Here is an 18,390-nt window from a genome sequence, read left to right as displayed (position 1 = left end):
CGGCCGCGGGAGCGCCGTTCCTGTTCGTGGTGTTCGGGTACGGGCGAACGCATGCCCGGCTCTCCTGCTCAATAGGCTGCGCGGACCTGATAGATATCGAACGGCCTCGACAGCCGCTTGTCCCGGAATGGGCGTAGCGGCGCTGTCTGGCCCCGGTGCTCCGTTCCGCGTTCCCACTCCTGGAAGGCGGTGATGTCGCTCCACGAACTGACGACCACGAACCCGCTCGGGTCCGATATGGACCGCAGCAACTCGTTGCCGAGCAGACCGGGAACACCGGTCAGCCTGGCGCTGGACTCGTGGTAGGCGGCCTCGATCGGGCGCGGTTCCTCGGCCTCGTGGTACAGCAGCACCCGTACCTCGCCGCTCACCGAGCTCGTTCCCAGTCACCGTGGGATTCCGTGCTCGCCGTGCCCGGCAGATACGCCACCACGCTCATGGTGGTCATCGAGCCGCCGGAGCGGAACGGATGCAGCTTCTGCCGGTGCTCCAGATGACGATCGCTGGTCTCGAATTCGCGGAACAACGGCTCGCTGACCCAATCACTGACGATGTAGTACGCGCCTTCTCCTTCCGCACGGGAGAGCCACTGGCCGAGATTGGCCGGATGGGACGTCACGGAATCACCTATCTCCAGCCAAACCCGCTCGAAGTCCTGTTCCGCACCGGGTTTGATCTGCATCCGCAGCATCACGCGGAAAACGGCCTCGCCCATCACGAGATCCCTCCGTCGACCGGGATCACTCCACCGGTGACGTACCTGGCCAGGTCACTGGCCAGGAACCTCACCACGTCGCTGACCTCATCGGGGGAACCGAGCCTGCCGAGTGAGGTCTTCTCCGAATAACGGGTGACCATCGCGTCGCGCTGCTCCGGTGGCAGGGCTTCCATGGCTTCGGTGTGGATCATGCCCAGCGAGAGCACGTTGAACCGGATCCCTTGTGGACCGAACTCCCGCGCCAGCGTGCGGTTCAGGCCGTGCAACGCGGCCTTGGTGGCGGTGTAGTGGGCACGTAACGGGATGCCGACCTCGATGGATTTCGAGCTGATCCCGATCACCGAGCCACCGTCGGCGAGCAGCGGCAACGCCTGCTGGACGACCAGATGCACCGCCGTCAGGTTGGTGTCCACGATGCGCTGCCATTCGGCGACTTCCAGCTCCAGGTACGGGACATGGCTGATCGCGGCGGCGTTGTTGACCACGATGTCCAGCCGGCCGAGCCTGGTCCTGCATTCACCGAGGAGCTCCACGACCTGGGCGGGATCCGCGAGATCAGCCGACAGCACATGGTGGCGGCCGCCGATCTCATCGAGTTCGCGTTCGAGCGACGCGGCCGCTTCCTTGTCCTGCCTGAAACAGGTGACGACCTCCACGCCGTCCCTGGCGAGCGCCAGCACGATGCCGCGGCCCACTCCCCGGGTCCCTCCGGTGACGAGTGCCTTCTTGCCTTTCAGACCGAGGTCCATCTTCCCCTCCGTGTCCTGGTCGGATCGATGATCTTTCACAACAGCAAGCCCACCGCGACACAGTTGGCCAGCAGTGCTGACGTCGCCGCCGCGGTCCGAGCCCGGTTCCAGCCGCCCCAATGACGGCGGGGGTCACGCTCGGCGAAGTCGATCGGCAGGTTCTCCGGGTCGAGTGTGCGAATCCATTTGTTGACGGGGACGTTCTTCACCAGCGAGATGGCGATCGTGACCGCCGCCAGCAGGCCGGCCGCGGCGAACAGCACCCGAGCGCCCACCGGATGGGCCACCAGGATGAGCACACCGTCGCCGAGCACCGTGCCGAGGAAGCAGAGGGGCATGAACGGGTCGTAGCGGGTCGAGAAGAACCCGTGTGCCTGCACGTAGCGCGGCGCGGGCAGGGTCTCCAGCAAGGGCCAGCCACCCAGCTGGGTTCCCATCAGCACTCCTGCCGCCAGCCCGTTCGCGAGCAGGACCAGCGGGATCGCGATCCCGAGCACCACACACACCTCCAGCCGCGTGATGGATCAGCCGACGGCCGTGTGGTCGCGTGCGGCCGCTTCGATCTTGTCCTTGATCAAGCGCATCTGGACCGGAGTGTTACGGTCCAGCCGTTCGCGCATGGCTTCGTCACCGATGGGCGCCTCGGGCTTCATCTCGAAGTCCTGCACCCAGCGCATGCGTACGCCCCGCTCGGTCTGCACGTACTCCCAGAAGATCCACATGTACTTGAACGGTCCGGTTTCCACTCGCTGGGAGCGCACGGTCCTGGTCACCGCGTCCGGCGTCCTGGCCGAAACCCAGCTCCACACCTTCCCGTTCTCGTCCGGGTGCAGCGAAAGCCGGAAGACGACCGTCTCGTCCCGTCGTTCCAAGACGGTCGCCTCCGAGTACTCGCTGAAAAGCCACGTCCAGGACTCGATGTCGTTGGTCATCTCCCAGACCAGCTCCATGGGTGCTTCGACGACGATCTCGTTTTCGGTATGCCCCGCCATTTCAGATCCTCGCCTCCGCGAACTGGGCGTTGACGAATTCGACGGCCTTCGCAGGCGTGGGCATCTCGGCTATCGCGGCGTCCGGAATGGACACTCCGTAGCGACGCTCCACCTGCCTGGCGAACTCCAGCACGGCGAGCGAGTCGTAGCCGAGGTCCCCGAACTCGACGTCGGCGATGTCGCCGTTCAGATCCACTTCCTCGTCGACTCCCGCACTCGCCCTCAGGATTTCCTTCAATTCCTCGAAGGTGAAACTGTCCGTCATCTCCCCGTCCCCTTCACTGTTCTTCTTCCTCGGGCCGATCCTTGAGCACGAGCGCCGCGTTGAAGCCGCCGTGACCGCGTGCGAGCACCAGCGCGGTGCGCACTCTCCCGTCCCGGGGTTGTCCGGTCACCAGATCGAGATCACAGCCGGGCGCGAGCCGGGACGGCCCGACCGTATGCGGGATCACGCCGTCCCTGATCGCGAGCAGCGCCGTGGCCACGTCCAACGGAGCGCCTCCGCCGTACAGGCGTCCGGTCAGGGTCTTAGGCGCTGTCACCGGTACACCACGCGGTCCGAAGACTGCACTGATGGCCCTGGCTTCGGAAAGGTCGTCCGCCCGAACGCCCGCGGCGTCGGCGAAAACGACGTCGACCTCGTCCGGATTCGTGCGCGCGTCGGCGAGTGCTCGCTCGATCGTCCTCCGCAGCGCCGGTGGTCGCACCGAACCCGGCGGCGGATCGAAACCGGCGGCGTAGCCGGCTATCGCTCCGTAGCCGGAACCCCTATCGCGTTCCCGGGCACCGCGCGCGCTTTCCACGATCAGGATCGCGCCGCCCTCGCCCGGCAGGTAGCCACTCGCCTCGACATCGAACGGAAGGTAGGCACGTTCCTGATCGTCCACAGTGGAGAGATTTCCGTTCGACAGCTGAGCGACCAGACCGTAGGGACACAAGGACGCGTCGGTGCCCCCGCTGACCACCAGACGAGAACCACCCCGGACGAGCCTGCGGGCCTGGTTCAGCGCGTCCAAGCCACCGGCCTGTTCACAGCACAGCACGCCGCTGGGCCCGCGCATGCCGAAGCGGATCGAAATCTGTCCCGTGGTCGCCGCGTAGAACCAGGCGATCGACTGGTAGGCCCCGACTCCCGACGGCCCGTCCAGATACAGCCGCTCCATTTCGTGCTGGCCGAACTCGGTCCCACCTGACGAGCTCGCGGTGACGACGGCCATCTCGTAGTCGGGCAGTGCCGCCGGACGCGCGTCGGCGTCCGCCAAAGCCGCTTCGGTCGCGGCCAGCCCCAGATGCGTCCAGCGATCCGTCTGTGGGATCAGCCTTCCGGGAACCTGCTCCTCGGCAAGGAAATTCGGCAACTGCCCGGCATGGCGGACCGGGTAGGCCGACGGATCGAACCGGGTGATCCGGGCTACCCCGGATTTGCCGTCCAGAACCGACTGCCAATGTTCCGCGACGCCGATACCCGTCGGCGCCACCACACCGATACCCGTCACGACCGGGCTGGTGGCCGCACCAGATTCGTTCATCGAAAGACCCTTCCGAATATCAGTCATCGCGTGTTCTTCGGAGTAACCTCAGATTGGGCGGACCACCTGGAAAGTCCCTCCAAACCCGCTGGACGGACGGGATCGCGTGAATTCAGCCCGCGGCGGGGTGTGTTTCCACGGAGAACTGGGAGATGACCTGCATGGTGGCGTCGCGGAAGTAGGCGCCGAATGCGGCCTCGGTGCTCGTGTCCCGCGGCGACTCGAGGTAAGGCGCCAGCTTCTCTTCGATCAGATGGACACCGCGTTGCCCCGCCATATGCTTGGCGATCGCGGCGAAGTCGCCTTCGTAGTGGATCACCCGGACCATGACGTCGTCCTTGATGAACACGGCGGTGCCGAGCAGCCGCCCGGCCTGCTTGCCTTCGTCGTCCCGGAACCGGGGATCGTCCACTCGTTGAAAGGCCGCGAAGATCTCGGCGATCTCCGCCTCATGGCCGGGTTTGACCCGGTAGGTGATGGCTGCGTACATCAGATTCCTCCATCCACGTTCAAGGTCGTCCCGCTGATGCAGCGGGACGTGTCTCCACTGAGGAAGAGCACCGCTCCGGCGACGTCCTCCGGACCGCAGAGCCTGCCGAGCGCGGTCATCGCCTTGATGCGATCCAGCACGGGCGCGGGCAGGCCCGCCCCCGGCTCGGTCTCGGTGAGCCCCGGCGCGACCAGGTTCACACGGATGCCTTCCGAGCCGAGGTCCTTCGCGAGAGCCCGCGTGAATCCCGTCAGCGCGGTCTTGGAGGCGGAATAGTGCACTCCGCCGGCCCGGCCGCGGAGAGCCACCGAAGAACCGACGTTCACTACCGACGCTCCGGAGCCCAGCAGGCCGAGTACGGCCTGGGTGACCAGATACGCGGAGGTGACATTGTGGTCGAAGACCCGGTGCCATTCCACCTCCGGGAGTTCTCCGAAAGGCACCGCCCCGTCCACTCCGACGTTGTTCACAAGAACGTCGAGTCCGCCGAGCGCGTCCCTCGCGGCGGACGCCAGGGCCTCCGCTCCCGTCCGCGTGGTGACATCGGCTCGGACCACCCGATGCCCGGCGCCGCGCTCCTTGAACTCCCGGCTCAGGCTCTGCGCGTCCTCGTCGTCCGTGCGATGGCCCGCGACGACCGTCGCACCGGCATCGGCGAACGCCAGCGCGGTGACCCGGCCGATTCCCTTGCTGCCTCCGGTCAGCAGCACCCTCTTCCCGGACAATCCCTGATCCACCGTCATCTCCTTGGCGTCATGGAACCTGTTCACGAATGTGTCGCGTCAGGACAGGCCACGGGTAAGCGCGCGGCGTCCCGTCCAGAAGGCGAGCCCGCACAGGATCGCCACCGAACCGAGAAGCGAGTAATAGAGCGGTTCCGGCATGACCGTGCCGAGCCGGACCACGCCACTGCCGATACCACCGCCCAGTCCGGCGAAGAGCCACAACATTCCCAGCGTCCGCCCCAGGAAGCCGGCGGGCAGCACGTCCGCCGCCGCGGAGATCGTGACCGCGGCGATGATCACTTCCCCGCAAGCGTGCGTCAGGTAGACGAACACCATCCACCAGGGCGAGATCTTGGTGCCGTCCTCGCCCACCAGCGAGGTGGCCACCGACATCACCAGGAAGCCGATCCCCACCAGGAGCAGGCCGGCGCTGAACTTGGTGCCGACGTTGTTCCTTCCTCCCAAGCGCGGCAGCGCCGAAGCGATCACCGGGGCCAGCAAGAGAATGAACAGCGGAGTCGCGGCCTGCAGCCAGCTCGCGGGCACGACGAATTCGAACACGTCGAGATCCACGTGATCCCGCGCGAACAGGTTCAGCAACGACGCCGCATGGGCGACGATCATCCAGAACAACGCGGAACCCAGGTACACGAACAGGAAGAAGGCCAGCCGCCTGCGATCGACCGGCGCCAGCGCCGGATCACCCCGCAGCCGGACGTAGCAGACGATCGGTGTCACCACGCTGAGCAGCCCGATCATTCCGATCGCGACGGTGGCGCTGAGCAGACCCGCGATCGCGAGTGCCGCCAGTACCACGACGATCGCCGGACACCAGACGGCCAGCCGCCGCGCGATCGTCCGCAGCTCCGCCGGGTCGAGCGGCCGGATCGGCGTGGTGCCGACGCCGCGGAACTGACCCGCGGTCACCCACAACTGGACCGTGGTGGCCAGCAGCACCATGGCGATCGTCAGGAAGGCGAGATGCCAGCTGACCCGCTCGCCAAGGTAGCCCGCGATCAACGGTGCGAGCAGTGCCGAAACCTGGGAAGCGACATACATCAACGAGATGCCCGACTCCCTGCTCCGGTTGCCGCCGAACATCCTGTTGATCATCGCCTGGTGGTTCGGCTTGTAGACGGCACCGCCGATCGCCAGCAGCGGCAACGCCACGGCGGCCGTCCAGCCGGCCGGAACGGCCAGGATGAGGTAGCCGGCGACGTTCACCGCGCATCCCGCGAGCAGCGCGGTCCGGTTGCCGAGCCAGCGATCCCCTACCCAGCCACCCGCCAGCGACAGCATGAACATCAAGCCGATCCACGCCCCGAACAGGGCGGCCGCGTCCGTCATCGCGAGGCCGAGACCCCCGCGCGCCGCCGGCGCCGCCGCGTACAACACGAGAATCGCCTGCAGGCCATAGAAACCGAAGCGCTCCATCGCGTCGCTGGTGAACAGCGTCACGTACCAGCGCGGCATCTTCGCCAGGCGAACCGGTCCGTCGTCCCGGGTTCCGTCCTCGGCACGAGTAGTGGGTACCGCCGCGTCATCCACACCTTGTCCCTCCGCCGGAAGTCCTGCGGAGAAAGAGATATCGGCGCGATCTGGGGAATACCTGGGTTTCTGAGCAGCCCGTGCGCGCCCCGCTTCATCCCAGCCCCAGCCGCGCCTCACGCGACGAGGCGATGGTGCCGTCCGGACACTCTGTCGAGCAACGAGGAGCATCATGACCGGAAAGCGCACCGCCTTGGTCACCGGAGCCAACCGGGGAATCGGTCAAGCCGTCGCCGCCGAACTCTCCCGACGGGGGCTGCGGGTCGTGCCCACCACACGGCAACCGGACGAAGCGGGGTCACGGATACTCGACGTCACTGACCCCGACAGTGTCCGCGAAGCAGCAGACGAGATCGGCCCCGTCGATGTCCTGATCTGCAACGCGGGCGTCCTGCTCGACTCCGGCAGCGACCCGCTGTCGGTCCCCCTGGACCTCGTCGAACGCACCCTGGCAGTGAACCTGCTGGGCGGTTGGCGGGTGGCTCAGCTGTTTCTTCCGGGCATGATCGACAGAGGCTGGGGCCGCGTGGTGTTCGTCTCCAGCGGGACCGGGTCCGTCGACCAGGGACTCTTCACCGGAGCGCCTGGCTATTCGGTGTCGAAGGCGGCGCTCAACGGACTGACCATGATGCTCGCGTCGCACACCAAGGGCACCGGGGTACTGGTGAACGCGGTGAACCCCGGAAGGACCCGGACCAGGATGATGCCGCAAGCGGGGCGACCGGTCCAGGAAGCCGCGGGGGACATCGTCCACGCGGCGACGCTTCCCGACGACGGACCGTCCGGGGTCTTCCTCCGGAACCGGCTGCCCACTCCGTGGTAGCCGCGCGTGTCGAGCGTGATTTCAGATGTTCCCCACCACCGCGGGAAATCATCTGCTGGCCCAGCGAATCTCTGCAGAAGGGACGACCGTGCACCGCACTTTGATAGTGGCGAAGCTGCGGACCGACAGGCCACAACGGATCGCCGACGCCTTCGCCGAATCCGACGCGACCGAGCTGCCGCGGATGATCGGCGTCTCCCGGCGGACGCTGTTCACCTTCCACGACCTGTACTTCCACCTCGTGGAGGCGGACGAAGACATCTCACCGGCCCTGTACCAGGCCCGCGAACATCCGCTTTACCGGAAACTCAACACCACCCTCGCCGAACTGGTCTCGCCCTACGACCCCGGCTGGCAGGAGCCGAAGGACGCGATGGCCGAACCTCTCTACGTGTGGACCGCCGAGGAAGGGCGAACGGTATGACGACCACCCGGCCGGGAAAGATACGAGCGGAAGACGTCGAGTCCAATCGCAAGCGCGGTGGCGACATCCGGGTCACGCTGAGTCCGAAGACCGTGGGGTCCACCTCCGGTTTCGGCGGCCTGCTGCGGCTGGATCCCGGCGAGCTCGTCACCGAGCATTACCACCCTTATTCCGAGGAGTTCCTGCACGTCGTCGCCGGGGATCTGGAGATGACGTTGAACGGCCAGATGGCGCGGCTGACGGCGGGAGACTCGCTCCTCGTGCCCATCGGCGTGCGGCATCGGCTGGTCAACGTGGGCGACCTACCGGCGCAGGTGGTGTTCCACCTGTCACCGCTGGCTCCCAGGCCCGATCTCGGGCACGTGGACACGGAGACGCCGGCGCATCCGGACCAGTCCGGCCCCGACGTCGGAGCGGGCCGATGACGAGGACGGCCGTCATCACCGGTATCGGCGTGGTGTCGCCCGGCGCGTTGGGCCGGGTGGCGTTCTGGGACCTGCTTTCGGAAGGACGTACCGCCACGCGACCGATCTCGCTGTTCGACGCCGGCCGCTTCCGTTCCCGGATCGCCGCCGAAGCGGACTTCGACCCTGCCTCGGCCGGACTGTCCGCTCAGGAGATACGGCGGATGGACCGCGCCGCCCAGTTCGCCGTCGTTTCGGCGAGAGAGGCGGTGGCGGACAGCGGCTTGGCGTTCGACGGGATCGAGCCGGAGCGAGTGGCGGTCAGCATCGGCAGCGCGGTCGGCTGCACGATGGGCTTGGAGGAGGAGTACGCCGTACTGGCCGACGACGGCAAGAAGTGGCTGGTCGATCACACCTACGGCGTCCCCCATCTGTACGGGTACATGGTCCCGAGCACGCTCGCCGTCGAGGTCGCGCGGGATGTGGCCGCCGAAGGGGCGGTGGCGCTGATCTCGACCGGCTGTACCTCGGGCCTCGACGCGGTCGGGCACGGGGCGGCGCTGATCAGGGAAGGGTCGGCGGACGTGGTGCTCGCAGGAGCCACCGACGCCCCGCTGTCGCCGATCACGTCCGCTTGCTTCGACGCGATCCGTGCCACGTCGGCGAACAACGAGGACCCGGAACACGCCTCACGCCCCTTCGACGCGCATCGGGACGGTTTCGTCCTCGGCGAAGGTGCCGCCGTGCTGGTGCTGGAGGACAAAGCCGCGGCGCGCCGCCGCGGGGCGCGGATCTACGCGGAGGTCTCGGGTTTCGCCAGTCGCAGTAACGCCTTTCACATGACCGGGCTGAAGCCCGACGGTGCCGAGATGGCCGAGGCGATCAAGCACGCGCTGAAGCAGGCGGAAATCGACCCAACCGATGTCGGCTACGTCAACGCTCATGGATCCGGCACGAAGCAGAACGACCGACACGAGACCGCCGCGTTCAAGCGCAGCCTCGGCACGCACGCCTACCGAGTCCCGGTGAGCTCGATCAAGTCGATGATCGGCCATTCCCTCGGTGCCATCGGCTCTCTCGAACTGGCGGCCTGCGCCCTGGCCTTGGACCGACAGGTCGTCCCTCCGACGGCGAACCTGTCCAACGCCGACCCTGAATGCGACCTCGACTACGTGCCGAACACGGCGAGGGACCATCGGATGGACGTGGTGTTGAGCGTCGGCAGCGGATTCGGCGGCTTCCAGAGCGCGGCAGTCCTGACGAGGGGGTAGCGGCTCGCTCCGGGGGGATGACCATGGCGTCCGGCCTTCGTTCGAGAGCTTCTCGTGAACAGGTCTCCGCGAAGTGACCCAACACCGGCGTCGGGCGCTATAGGTTGTGCGCATGTACGTGCCCCCGCCGACGCGGCGCGCCTCCCAGCCGACCGCCGGGCCCTGGTGGCTGGTCATCGGCCCCGGGTTCGCCGCGCTCATCGGTTTGTTCCTGCTCACCGTGATCTACCGGTTCGACGGTGAGTCGCCGCTGCAGATCGATCTGGGCCTGTCCAGCCAGTCCTTGCTGCTGAGCGGTGTCGTCGCGTACGTCGTAGCGGCCGCGCTCGCCTTTCCGGCCGGCCTGCTGCTCGGCGGGCGCTTTCCGACGTCGGTGACCGTGCCCGCGCTCGTCTTCATGCTGCTGGGCGTGGTGCTGGTCGCCTTCGTGCCCAGCAGCGGCCTGCTCCTGGTCGGCCGGGTGCTGAACGGGCTCGGCGCGGGCGCCGTCCTCGGCGTGACCGTCGCGCTGATCCGCCGGCTTCAGGCCGGTCGCGGCATCGCGGCCGGGGTGACGGCCGGGCTCGGGGTGCTCGCCTTGGTGATCGCGCCGGTGCTCGGTGGCCTGCTGTCGGACGCCACCGGCTTCCGAGTGGTCTTCATCGTGGCCGCACTGTTCGTGTTCGTGGCGCTCGTGGTCGCCGGGATCCTCGGCATCGTCGCGCTGGCCAAGCCGAAACCGCTGCCGTACGCCGGACCTTCAGTCTCCGAGACCCCGCAACACCACTAGCACTTCGTCCGGCACGGCGAGGCCGGCTTCCACGTCCGACACCTTGGCGGCCACGCGGCGGTACGTCGCGCGGCCACGGGCGCTGAGGTGGACGAGCACGCGACGTCTGTCGGCGGCGTCGACCTCGCGGTAGGCCTGCGCGGTGGTGACCAGCTTGTCGACCACCCTGGTCAGCGTCGGGGCGGTGGCGAGCGTCCGGTCGGCCAGGTCGGCCATGGCGAGGCCGCCCTTGCCGCTCAGCGCGTCCAGCACCAGCCACTGGTCCAGGGTGAGACCTTCCTTGGCGAGCACCTGCTCGACCCGGGCGGCGACGGCCCGGGCGGCGCGGGTGAGCGAGCCGGTGAGCGACGTTCCGGCGGTCGTGACGCCGCGTGTCCCCATATCCCGTCCCCTTGCCAAAACCGGACACCCTCGCAATACTTCCAGGTGAAAGCACTTTGACCTTACCGGGCCACCGCACGGAGCGCCATGCCCCCACGCCTCGCCACCCGGCCCCGCGACGACACCTGGCGCGTGGCCATGGTGGTCCCGCTGCAGGGGCCGGCCGGGCTGTTCGGCCCGTCCTGCGAGGCGATCACGGACCTGGCCGTCCACGAGCTCAACGAATCCGGCGGCATCCTCGGCCGCCAGGTCGAGGCCGAGGTGGTCGACGGCGGTGGCACCCCTGCTGAAGTAGCCGGCGACTTGCGGCGGTTGGTCGACACGGGGCGGGTCGACGCGGTGAGCGGCTGGCACATCTCGTCGATCCGGCACGCGCTCGCGCCGGTCGTCGCCGACAGGATCCCGTACGTGTACACGTCGCTCTACGAAGGCGGCGAGCGCCGCTCGGGGATCTTCTGCACGGGCGAGACCCCACGTTGCCAGATCGAGCCGGCGTTGCGCTGGCTGCGCGATCATCTCGGCGCCCGGCGCTGGTTCGTCGTCGGCGACGACTACGTCTGGCCGCACCGGTCGACCCGCGCGATCCGGCAGTACGCCAAGGAACTCGACCTGCGCATCACCGGCGAGGCGTTCGTCGGGCTCGGGGCGGGCGATATGTCCACAGTGGTCCGCAGGATCGAACAGTCCACAAGCGACGGTGTGCTCATGTTGCTGGTCGGGCAGGACGCGGTGCGCTTCAACCGCGCCTTCGCCGCGCACGGGCTCAGCGATCGGCTGGTCCGGTTCAGTCCGCTCATGGAGGAGAACATGCTCCTGGCGAGCGGCGCGAGCGCCACCGGCAACCTCTACGTCTCCGCCGCCTACTTCCGGTCCATGGTCACCGCCGACGCGATGGACCTGCTCGGCCGCTACGTCGACCGCAACGGTCCCGGCGCCCCGGCCCTGAACAACGCCGCCGAATCCTGTTACGAGGGGCTGCACACGCTGGCGGAACTCGTCCGCCGGGCGGGGACGTCGGAACTTCCCGCGCTCAACGCGGCGATCGACGGCGTCGCCTATCACGGCCCTCGCGGCACGGTCGAATTCCGCGGGCGGCAGGCCGATCAGCACGTCCATCTCGCGGTCGCCGACGGCTACGACTTCGAAGTCCTCACCCGGCTCTGAGCAAGCACTCTTGACTCGCCCCGGCACACCACATACTTTCATTTGAAATTATTCCATGTGACGTCGATTACGCGGAGGTGAGCGTGGGCAACGTGGGCCTGCTCTACGTCGGCGCCGCTCTGATGATCAACGGCCTGATGCTGCTCGGCCGGATACCGCCGCGGTCGGCGGCGGTGCTGAACCTGTTCGTCGGCGCGCTCCAATGCGTCACCCCGACCGTGCTGATCGTGCAGGCGGGCGGCGACCGGGACGCGATCCTGGCCGCGTCCGGCCTGTACCTGTTCGGTTTCACCTACCTGTACGTCGGCATCGCGAACCTCGCGGACCTCGCACTCGAAGGCATCGGCTGGTTCTCGCTCTTCGTGGCGGGTGCCGCCGTGGTGTACGCGGGCATCGCCTTCTGGCACGACGGCGATCCGGTGTTCGGTGTCATCTGGCTTTCCTGGGCGCTGTTGTGGACCTTGTTCTTCCTGGTTCTCGGCCTCGGAAAAGAACATCTGGCGCGGTTCACCGGCTGGACCGCCCTGCTGCTCAGTCAGCCGACGTGCACGGTGCCCGCCTTCCTCGGCCTCACCGGCGTTTACCCGTCCTGAAAAACCGTTCGGAGAAAAGGAGTCTTCATGCGACACGGTGACATTGCCGCCAGCCCGGACACGGTCGGCGTCGCGGTGGTCAACTACAAGATGCCGAGGCTGCACACCAAGGCCGAAGTCCTCGCCAACGCCCGCAAGATCGCCGAAATGGTGGTGGGCATGAAATCCGGCCTTCCCGGCATGGACCTCGTGGTGTTCCCGGAGTACTCCACGCAGGGCATCATGTACGACCCGAAGGAAATGTACGAGACCGCCGCGACGATTCCCGGCGAGGAGACCGAGATCTTCGCCGCCGCGTGCCGTGAGGCCCAGACGTGGGGCGTCTTCTCCATCACCGGCGAGCGGCACGAAGACCACCCCAACAAGCCGCCGTACAACACGCTCGTGCTCATCAACGACCGCGGCGAGATCGTCCAGAAATACCGCAAGATCCTGCCGTGGTGCCCGATCGAAGGCTGGTACCCCGGCGAGGACACCTACGTCAGCGACGGCCCCAAGGGCATGAAGATCTCGCTGATCATCTGCGACGACGGGAACTACCCGGAGATCTGGCGCGACTGCGCGATGAAGGGCGCCGAACTGATCGTGCGCTGCCAGGGTTACATGTACCCGGCCAAGGAGCAGCAGATCCTGATCGCCAAGGCGATGGCGTGGGCCAACAACTGTTACGTGGCCGTGGCGAACGCCGCCGGTTTCGACGGCGTGTACTCGTACTTCGGCCATTCCGCGATCATCGGCTTCGACGGGCGCACGCTCGGCGAGACCGGCGAAGAGGAATACGGGATCCAGTACGCGCAGCTTTCGGTTTCGGCGATCCGTGACGCGCGGACCTACGACCAGTCGCAGAACCACATCTTCAAACTGCTGCACCGCGGGTACACGGGCGTGCAGGACGCGGACGAAGGCGACAAGGGCGTGGCGGACTGCCCGTTCGACTTCTACAAGCTCTGGGTCACCGACGCCAAGAAGGCGCAGGAGAAGGTGGAGTCCATCACCCGCGACACCATCACTCCTCGGCATCCCTGACGAGGCGTGATGGGGCCCTAGACTCGGCCCATGGACAGGATCGACAGCGGCAGCCGGACGATCGCCGCCCCGCCCGAGACCGTCTACCAGGCACTCCTCGACCGGGAGTCGCTCGAAGCCTGGCTGCCGCCCGAAGGGATGCGCGGCCGGATCGAGCACTGGGATCCGCGGCCCGGCGGCGGTTTCCGGATGACCCTCACCTACCTCGACGCGTCCGCCGCGCCCGGCAAATCGTCGGACGCGACGGACGTCGTCGAGGTCGGGTTCGCCGACCTGGTGCCCGCGGAACGCGTGGTGCACAAGGCCGTCTTCGACTCCGAAGACCCGGCGTTCGCGGGCACCATGACGATGACCTGGGAGCTGGCCGCCGCGGGTGACGGCACCGAGGTGACCGTCACCGCGACGGACGTGCCGTCCGGGATCGGCCAGGCCGATCACGAGGCCGGGATCGCCTCCTCGCTCGCCAACTTGGCTTCCTTCGCCGAGACGCGCTGACGACCGGACGCGATGATGATCGCGGCGAGCACGGCCATCACCAGCGGCACGACCAGCGCCGCCCGGTATCCGCCGAGCGCCACCTCGGGTGAACCACCCGCGCCGAGCGCGGCGACGTTGACGGCGGTCACCGCGGACAGCCCGAGCGCCGCGCCGAACTGGAACGCCGTGTACAGCAGGCCGCCCGCGAGCCCCTGTTCGTCCTCGGCGATCCCGTCGGTGGCGACGATCGTCAGCGGACCGTAGGCGAGCGCGAAGCCCAGCCCCAGGATGATCATCGACGGGAACATCGCCGCGTACGTCCAGTCCATGCCCAGCGGCAGGAAGAGCGCGTAGGACACGGCCGCGAGCACGAAACCGCCGAAGATCAGCCGCGTGTTGCCGAACCTCGCCACCAGCCGCGGGGTGAGCGTCGGCGCGAGGATCGCGTCGATCCCGACCGCGAGCAGCGCCAGGCTCGTCTCCAGCGTCGACCAGCCCCGGAGTTCCTGCAGGTACAGCGTGACCAGGAACTGGAACCCGAAGAACGAACCCGCGAACAGCAGGGCGCTGACGTTCGCCCGCACCAGCGGCCCCGATTTCAGGATGCCGAGGCGCACCAGCGGCGCGGGCGAGCGGCGTTCGACGGACACGAAGGCCATCAGCGCGGCCACTCCCCCGGCGAACGAGGCCACGGTCCAGCCCCAGCCCTGCCCTGGGTGTTCCAACCGGACCACGGCGTAGGCGATCAGCAGCATCGCCGTCGTGACGGTGACCGCTCCGGCGAAGTCCAGGCGACGCGGGCCGCGTTCGTCGCCAGCGGGTTCCTTGATCAGCCAGAGCGCGGCGAGCAGGATGATCGCGGACAGGATCACCGGCGTGAAGAACACCCAGCGCCAGTCGATCCTGGCCAGCAGGCCGCCGATGACGAGGCCGAGCGAGAAACCGCCCGCCCCGGTGCCGGCGTAGAACAACAGGGCCTTGTTGCGTTTCGGGCCCTCTTCGAAGCTCGTGGTGATGATGGACAGGCCAGCCGGGGTCATGAAGGCCGCGGCGACGCCGGTGACGAACCGGGCGAGCAGCAGCATCCAGCCTTCGGTGGCGAAACCGCCCAGCCCGGAGAAGACGAGGAACACCACCAGCCAGCCGACGAACATGCGGCGGCGGCCGTACAGGTCGGCGGCGCGCCCGCCCAGCAGCATGAATCCGCCGTAACCGAGCACGTAGGCGCTCACCACGCCGCTCAGCGTCGCGGTCGACAGGCCGAGTTCGGCCCGGATGGACGGCAGCGCCACGTTCAGCATCGCGACGTCGATGCCCTCCAGGAAGATGGCGCCGCACAGCACCAGGAGCACGCCCCAGGCCCGCCCGCCCATCCGGTCGGCGCGCGGAAGCGTTTGCGAGTTGCTCAAGATCGGATCTCCCTCAGTGAACGGGGACCGACGGTTACTCATCAGCCGGTCGGTTCCCTCTTGTAACCAAGGGGATCTTCCGTCACTATCGATGACCATGGAAGAAGGCACTTTGAACTCACCTAGTCGTTGTGAACTCACCGAAGGGGACTACGAGGCCTTCCAGTGGGACACGCGTGAGGACTGCGAGGTCCGCCAGATCCTGGACCGGGTGGCGGACAAGTGGTCGCTCCTGGTGATCGCGCTGCTCGACCGCAACACCCTGCGGTTCACCGAGCTCAAGTACAAGATCGACGGCATCAGCCAGCGCATGCTCACCACCACGCTGCGCCACCTGGAACGCGACGGGCTGGTGAACCGGACCGTCTATCCGGTGGTGCCGCCCCGGGTCGAGTACGCGCTGACGCCGCTGGGCATGACGCTGCACCAGACCATCCAGTCGCTGGTCACCTGGACCGAGGACCACCAGAGCGAAATCGCCCTCGCGCGCGCCCAGTACGACAAACGCGTCACCACCTAGGGAGTCGCATGGCCAGGCTGTCCGGAGGGGATCCGTCACTGCTGCGGCGGCTCAACGCCATCGCCGTCCTGCGCGCGCTGTACGCGGCCGAGGAGCTCACTCTCGCGGAGCTGGTCAAGGCGAGCGAGGTCTCCCGGCCGACCGTCGAGGAGATCGCCGCGGACCTCGGCGAACAGGGCCTGGTCGAGGAGGTCCCGCTCTCCCCCGGCGCGCCGCGGCCGCGGGGCAGACCCGCCAAGCGGTACCGGTTCCGCCAGGAGTCCGGGCACGTCGCCGGCCTCGAGATCGGCCCGCATCAGGCGTTGTGCCTGGTCGCCGACCTGCGGGGCGACGTCGTCGGACGGGCGAGGGCCGGGCTCACCCCGGAAACGGCCGCAGCGGACCGGCTCGGCGCCGCGCACCGGGTGCTCGGCACGGCCGTCGAGGGCCACGCCAACGTGCGGATGCTCGGCGTCGGCACCACCGGCGTGGTGTCCGGCGGCAAGGTCGTCCACAACTACCGGCTTCCCGGCTGGACCGGCGTCGACCTGCTCGCGGAGTTCGGCGGCGGCTGCCCGGTGCTGGCCGGGAACGACACCGACCTCGCGACCTTGGCCGAACACTGGCGCGGCGCCGCGCACGGCCTCGACGACGTCGTCTACGTGCGGGCCGGAGCCGCCGTCTCGCTGGGCCTGCTGCTCGGCGGGAAACCGCACGCGGGCCACCACGGCGCGGCGGGCGAGATCGGCGCCCTGCGGCAGGCGGACGGCTTCGTCCAGCTCGTCGCCGCCACGGTCCTCGCCGTCGACCCCGAGCTGGTGGTGATCGGCGGCCCGGACGACCTGTTGACGGCGAGGCTGCGCGCCGAACTGGCCCGCCTGGCGCTGTTCCCGGTGCGCGTCGAGACGTCGACGCTCGGCGAAGACGCGGTCGCGCTCGGCGCGGTCCGGCTGGCGCTGAGCCGGGTGGAGCGCGAATTGTTCAGCGTCGCGGACGTCGCCTGAGCAGGCTGATCGCCACGATCAGCACGGCCACCGCGCCACTGGTGAACAGCTGCGTCCGCGCGTCGGCGTCCGTCCACATGAGAACGAGGACGCCCGCCATGGCGAGCAGCGCGACCCAGCTGAGCCACGGGAAACCCCACATCCGCACCGGCAGGTCGGCGGCCGTGCCGTCGCGTTCCGCCGCCTTCCGCAGCCGCAGCTGGGAGACGGCGACGAAGATCCAGACCAGCAGGATGTTCGCCCCGATGGCGTTGAGCAGGAACGGAAGCACGTGTTCGGGGGCGAGGAAGTTCAGCAACACGGCCACGAAACCGAAGGCCACCGACGCGAGCACCGCCGTCCGCGGGACGCCCGCGCCGGACAGTTTCAGCATCGCGCGCGGCGCTTCACCGCGTTCGGCCAAGGAGAACACCATCCGCGAGGCGCCGTAGAGGTTCGCGTTGAGCGCCGAGAGCAGCGACGTCAGCACGACGAAACTCATCAGCAACGCCGCCGACGGCACCCCGACCTTGTCCAGAATGGTGACGAAGGGGCTGGTGTTGGCCGAAGCGGATTCCCACGGCAGCAACAACACCATCAGCGCCACGGAACCGATGTAGAACAGCAGCAGCCGCACGATGACCGTGCGCGTGGTGCGGCGGATCGAACCGGCCGGATCGTCGGACTCCGCGGCCGCGATGGTCACCAGTTCCATACCGCCGAAGGAGAACGCGACCGCGAGCAGACCGGTCAGCACGCCTTGGAGGCCGTTGGGCAGGAAACCGCCGTGCCCGGTGAGATTGCTCAGCCCGACCGGCGTCGTCCCCGGCAGGATCCCGAACACCGCCAGCGTGCCGAGCACGAGGAAGGCGACCACGGCGGTCACCTTGATCGCGCCGAACCAGAACTCGAATTCCCCGAACGAGCGCACGGCGAACAGGTTCACCACGGTCAGCACCGCCATGAACAGCAGCACCCAGGTCCACTGGGGAACGCCGGGCAGCAACCCGTTCGCGATCCCCGCCGCCGCGGTCGCCTCGGCGGCGACCACGACCACCAGCAGCGACCAGTACAGCCAGCCGACGGTGAACCCGGCCCAGCGGCCGAGCGCCTTCTCCGCGTACACCGAGAACGAGCCGCTGCTCGGCTCGGCGGCCGCCATCTCGCCCAGCATGCGCATCACGAGCACCATGAGCAGGCCCGCGACCACATAGGACAACAGGATGCCGGGGCCCGCGGTCTTGATCCCCGCGCCGGTGCCGACGAACAGCCCGGCGCCGATCGCCCCGCTGATGGCCAGCATGGTGACGTGCCGCCGCCGGAACCCGGTGCCGAGCGATTTCGGCTCGATCGCGGTCACGGGTTCGGCGGGACCTGGTGCGGGCATGGTGGATCCATTCGTCTGCGGTACTGGCG

The 18,390-nt window shown here is 68.1% G+C and carries 24 protein-coding genes; 11 read left to right on the top strand and 13 right to left on the bottom strand.

The window, feature by feature from the left end; genetic code table 11:
- Positions 1-68: 68 nt before the first annotated feature.
- From AB8M46_RS38120 to AB8M46_RS38075, 10 genes are all read right to left on the bottom strand, one after another.
- Entirely contained in the window at positions 69-371 is a 303-nt protein-coding gene (locus AB8M46_RS38120) for an antibiotic biosynthesis monooxygenase family protein (RefSeq protein ID WP_394363334.1), read from the bottom strand.
- The gene (locus tag AB8M46_RS38115; protein ID WP_394363333.1) at positions 368-715 is read right to left on the bottom strand and encodes an antibiotic biosynthesis monooxygenase family protein; all 348 of its coding nucleotides are present in this window, start codon (positions 713-715) and stop codon (positions 368-370) included. Before AB8M46_RS38115 ends, AB8M46_RS38120 begins: the two co-directional genes overlap by 4 nt.
- Positions 715-1,467 carry an SDR family NAD(P)-dependent oxidoreductase gene (locus AB8M46_RS38110; RefSeq protein ID WP_394363332.1) on the bottom strand — a complete coding sequence of 251 codons (753 nt, stop codon included), beginning with the start codon at positions 1,465-1,467 and terminating at the stop codon, positions 715-717. The genes AB8M46_RS38115 and AB8M46_RS38110 overlap by 1 nt, the downstream gene beginning before the upstream one ends.
- Positions 1,468-1,502: 35 nt before the next feature.
- A complete protein-coding gene (locus AB8M46_RS38105; RefSeq protein ID WP_394363331.1) occupies positions 1,503-1,964 on the bottom strand; it encodes an anthrone oxygenase family protein in 462 nt (153 codons plus the stop codon).
- Between the two features lie 27 nt (positions 1,965-1,991).
- Positions 1,992-2,459 carry an SRPBCC family protein gene (locus AB8M46_RS38100; protein WP_394363330.1) on the bottom strand — a complete coding sequence of 156 codons (468 nt, stop codon included), beginning with the start codon at positions 2,457-2,459 and terminating at the stop codon, positions 1,992-1,994.
- Position 2,460: 1 nt separating this feature from the next.
- Positions 2,461-2,724, bottom strand: coding sequence for an acyl carrier protein (locus tag AB8M46_RS38095; protein ID WP_394363329.1), 264 nt, complete (start codon positions 2,722-2,724; stop codon positions 2,461-2,463).
- 13 nt (positions 2,725-2,737) lie between these two features.
- Positions 2,738-3,988 carry a ketosynthase chain-length factor gene (locus AB8M46_RS38090; RefSeq protein ID WP_394363328.1) on the bottom strand — a complete coding sequence of 417 codons (1,251 nt, stop codon included), beginning with the start codon at positions 3,986-3,988 and terminating at the stop codon, positions 2,738-2,740.
- A 112-nt stretch (positions 3,989-4,100) separates the two neighbouring features.
- Complete coding sequence (locus tag AB8M46_RS38085) at positions 4,101-4,478, bottom strand: SchA/CurD-like domain-containing protein (RefSeq protein WP_394363327.1); 378 nt, start codon at positions 4,476-4,478, stop codon at positions 4,101-4,103.
- A complete protein-coding gene (locus AB8M46_RS38080; protein ID WP_394363326.1) occupies positions 4,478-5,221 on the bottom strand; it encodes an SDR family NAD(P)-dependent oxidoreductase in 744 nt (247 codons plus the stop codon). The genes AB8M46_RS38085 and AB8M46_RS38080 overlap by 1 nt, the downstream gene beginning before the upstream one ends.
- A 39-nt stretch (positions 5,222-5,260) precedes the next feature.
- Entirely contained in the window at positions 5,261-6,676 is a 1,416-nt protein-coding gene (locus AB8M46_RS38075) for a peptide MFS transporter (protein ID WP_394363325.1), read from the bottom strand.
- Positions 6,677-6,923: 247 nt separating this feature from the next.
- Between AB8M46_RS38075 and AB8M46_RS38070 the strand changes: the two genes are divergently transcribed.
- From AB8M46_RS38070 to AB8M46_RS38050, 5 genes are all read left to right on the top strand, one after another.
- Positions 6,924-7,574, top strand: a complete 651-nt coding sequence (locus AB8M46_RS38070) for an SDR family NAD(P)-dependent oxidoreductase (protein ID WP_394363324.1) — start codon at positions 6,924-6,926, stop codon at positions 7,572-7,574.
- Positions 7,575-7,662: 88 nt separating this feature from the next.
- The gene (locus AB8M46_RS38065; protein WP_394363323.1) at positions 7,663-7,998 is read left to right on the top strand and encodes a TcmI family type II polyketide cyclase; all 336 of its coding nucleotides are present in this window, start codon (positions 7,663-7,665) and stop codon (positions 7,996-7,998) included.
- Positions 7,995-8,423, top strand: a complete 429-nt coding sequence (locus AB8M46_RS38060; RefSeq protein ID WP_394363322.1) for a cupin domain-containing protein — start codon at positions 7,995-7,997, stop codon at positions 8,421-8,423. Before AB8M46_RS38065 ends, AB8M46_RS38060 begins: the two co-directional genes overlap by 4 nt.
- Positions 8,420-9,673 carry a beta-ketoacyl-[acyl-carrier-protein] synthase family protein gene (locus tag AB8M46_RS38055; RefSeq protein ID WP_394363321.1) on the top strand — a complete coding sequence of 418 codons (1,254 nt, stop codon included), beginning with the start codon at positions 8,420-8,422 and terminating at the stop codon, positions 9,671-9,673. The genes AB8M46_RS38060 and AB8M46_RS38055 overlap by 4 nt, the downstream gene beginning before the upstream one ends.
- Positions 9,674-9,785: 112 nt before the next feature.
- Positions 9,786-10,442 carry an MFS transporter gene (locus tag AB8M46_RS38050; RefSeq protein ID WP_394363320.1) on the top strand — a complete coding sequence of 219 codons (657 nt, stop codon included), beginning with the start codon at positions 9,786-9,788 and terminating at the stop codon, positions 10,440-10,442.
- On the opposite strand, the gene AB8M46_RS38045 is transcribed toward AB8M46_RS38050, so the two are convergent.
- Positions 10,413-10,823: a MarR family transcriptional regulator gene (locus AB8M46_RS38045; protein ID WP_394363319.1), complete on the bottom strand. Its 411-nt coding sequence runs from the start codon at positions 10,821-10,823 to the stop codon at positions 10,413-10,415. The genes AB8M46_RS38050 and AB8M46_RS38045 overlap by 30 nt on opposite strands.
- An 87-nt stretch (positions 10,824-10,910) precedes the next feature.
- On the opposite strand from AB8M46_RS38045, the gene AB8M46_RS38040 reads away from it, so the two are divergent.
- The 4 genes from AB8M46_RS38040 to AB8M46_RS38025 all read left to right on the top strand — a co-directional run bounded on the left by AB8M46_RS38040 (position 10,911) and on the right by AB8M46_RS38025 (position 14,101).
- A complete protein-coding gene (locus AB8M46_RS38040) occupies positions 10,911-11,987 on the top strand; it encodes a substrate-binding domain-containing protein (RefSeq protein ID WP_394363318.1) in 1,077 nt (358 codons plus the stop codon).
- A gap of 83 nt (positions 11,988-12,070) precedes the next feature.
- Positions 12,071-12,580 (top strand): AmiS/UreI family transporter, encoded by a 510-nt coding sequence (locus tag AB8M46_RS38035; RefSeq protein ID WP_394363317.1) that lies wholly within the window; start codon positions 12,071-12,073, stop codon positions 12,578-12,580.
- A gap of 27 nt (positions 12,581-12,607) precedes the next feature.
- The gene (locus tag AB8M46_RS38030) at positions 12,608-13,606 is read left to right on the top strand and encodes an aliphatic amidase (protein ID WP_073846401.1); all 999 of its coding nucleotides are present in this window, start codon (positions 12,608-12,610) and stop codon (positions 13,604-13,606) included.
- Positions 13,607-13,636: 30 nt separating this feature from the next.
- The gene (locus tag AB8M46_RS38025) at positions 13,637-14,101 is read left to right on the top strand and encodes an SRPBCC family protein (RefSeq protein ID WP_394363316.1); all 465 of its coding nucleotides are present in this window, start codon (positions 13,637-13,639) and stop codon (positions 14,099-14,101) included.
- Here AB8M46_RS38025 and AB8M46_RS38020 read toward each other — a convergent pair.
- Positions 14,041-15,456, bottom strand: coding sequence for an MFS transporter (locus AB8M46_RS38020; RefSeq protein WP_394363396.1), 1,416 nt, complete (start codon positions 15,454-15,456; stop codon positions 14,041-14,043). The two genes, AB8M46_RS38025 and AB8M46_RS38020, sit on opposite strands and share 61 nt — an antisense overlap.
- Positions 15,457-15,583: 127 nt before the next feature.
- On the opposite strand from AB8M46_RS38020, the gene AB8M46_RS38015 reads away from it, so the two are divergent.
- Together AB8M46_RS38015 and AB8M46_RS38010 are read left to right on the top strand one after the other, a co-directional pair.
- Positions 15,584-16,012, top strand: coding sequence for a helix-turn-helix domain-containing protein (locus AB8M46_RS38015; RefSeq protein ID WP_350591545.1), 429 nt, complete (start codon positions 15,584-15,586; stop codon positions 16,010-16,012).
- An 8-nt stretch (positions 16,013-16,020) separates the two neighbouring features.
- On the top strand, positions 16,021-16,995 hold the full coding sequence (locus AB8M46_RS38010; protein ID WP_394363315.1) for an ROK family protein: 975 nt from the start codon (positions 16,021-16,023) through the stop codon (positions 16,993-16,995).
- Here AB8M46_RS38010 and AB8M46_RS38005 read toward each other — a convergent pair.
- A complete protein-coding gene (locus AB8M46_RS38005; protein WP_350591548.1) occupies positions 16,973-18,361 on the bottom strand; it encodes an amino acid permease in 1,389 nt (462 codons plus the stop codon). The genes AB8M46_RS38010 and AB8M46_RS38005 overlap by 23 nt on opposite strands.
- Between the last annotated feature and the right edge of the window lie 29 nt (positions 18,362-18,390).

The sequence above is a fragment of the Amycolatopsis sp. SB7-3 genome (genome assembly GCF_041021335.1).
GTDB lineage: Bacteria > Actinomycetota > Actinomycetes > Mycobacteriales > Pseudonocardiaceae > Amycolatopsis > Amycolatopsis japonica.
This window is presented reverse-complemented; position numbering and strand designations above follow the sequence as displayed.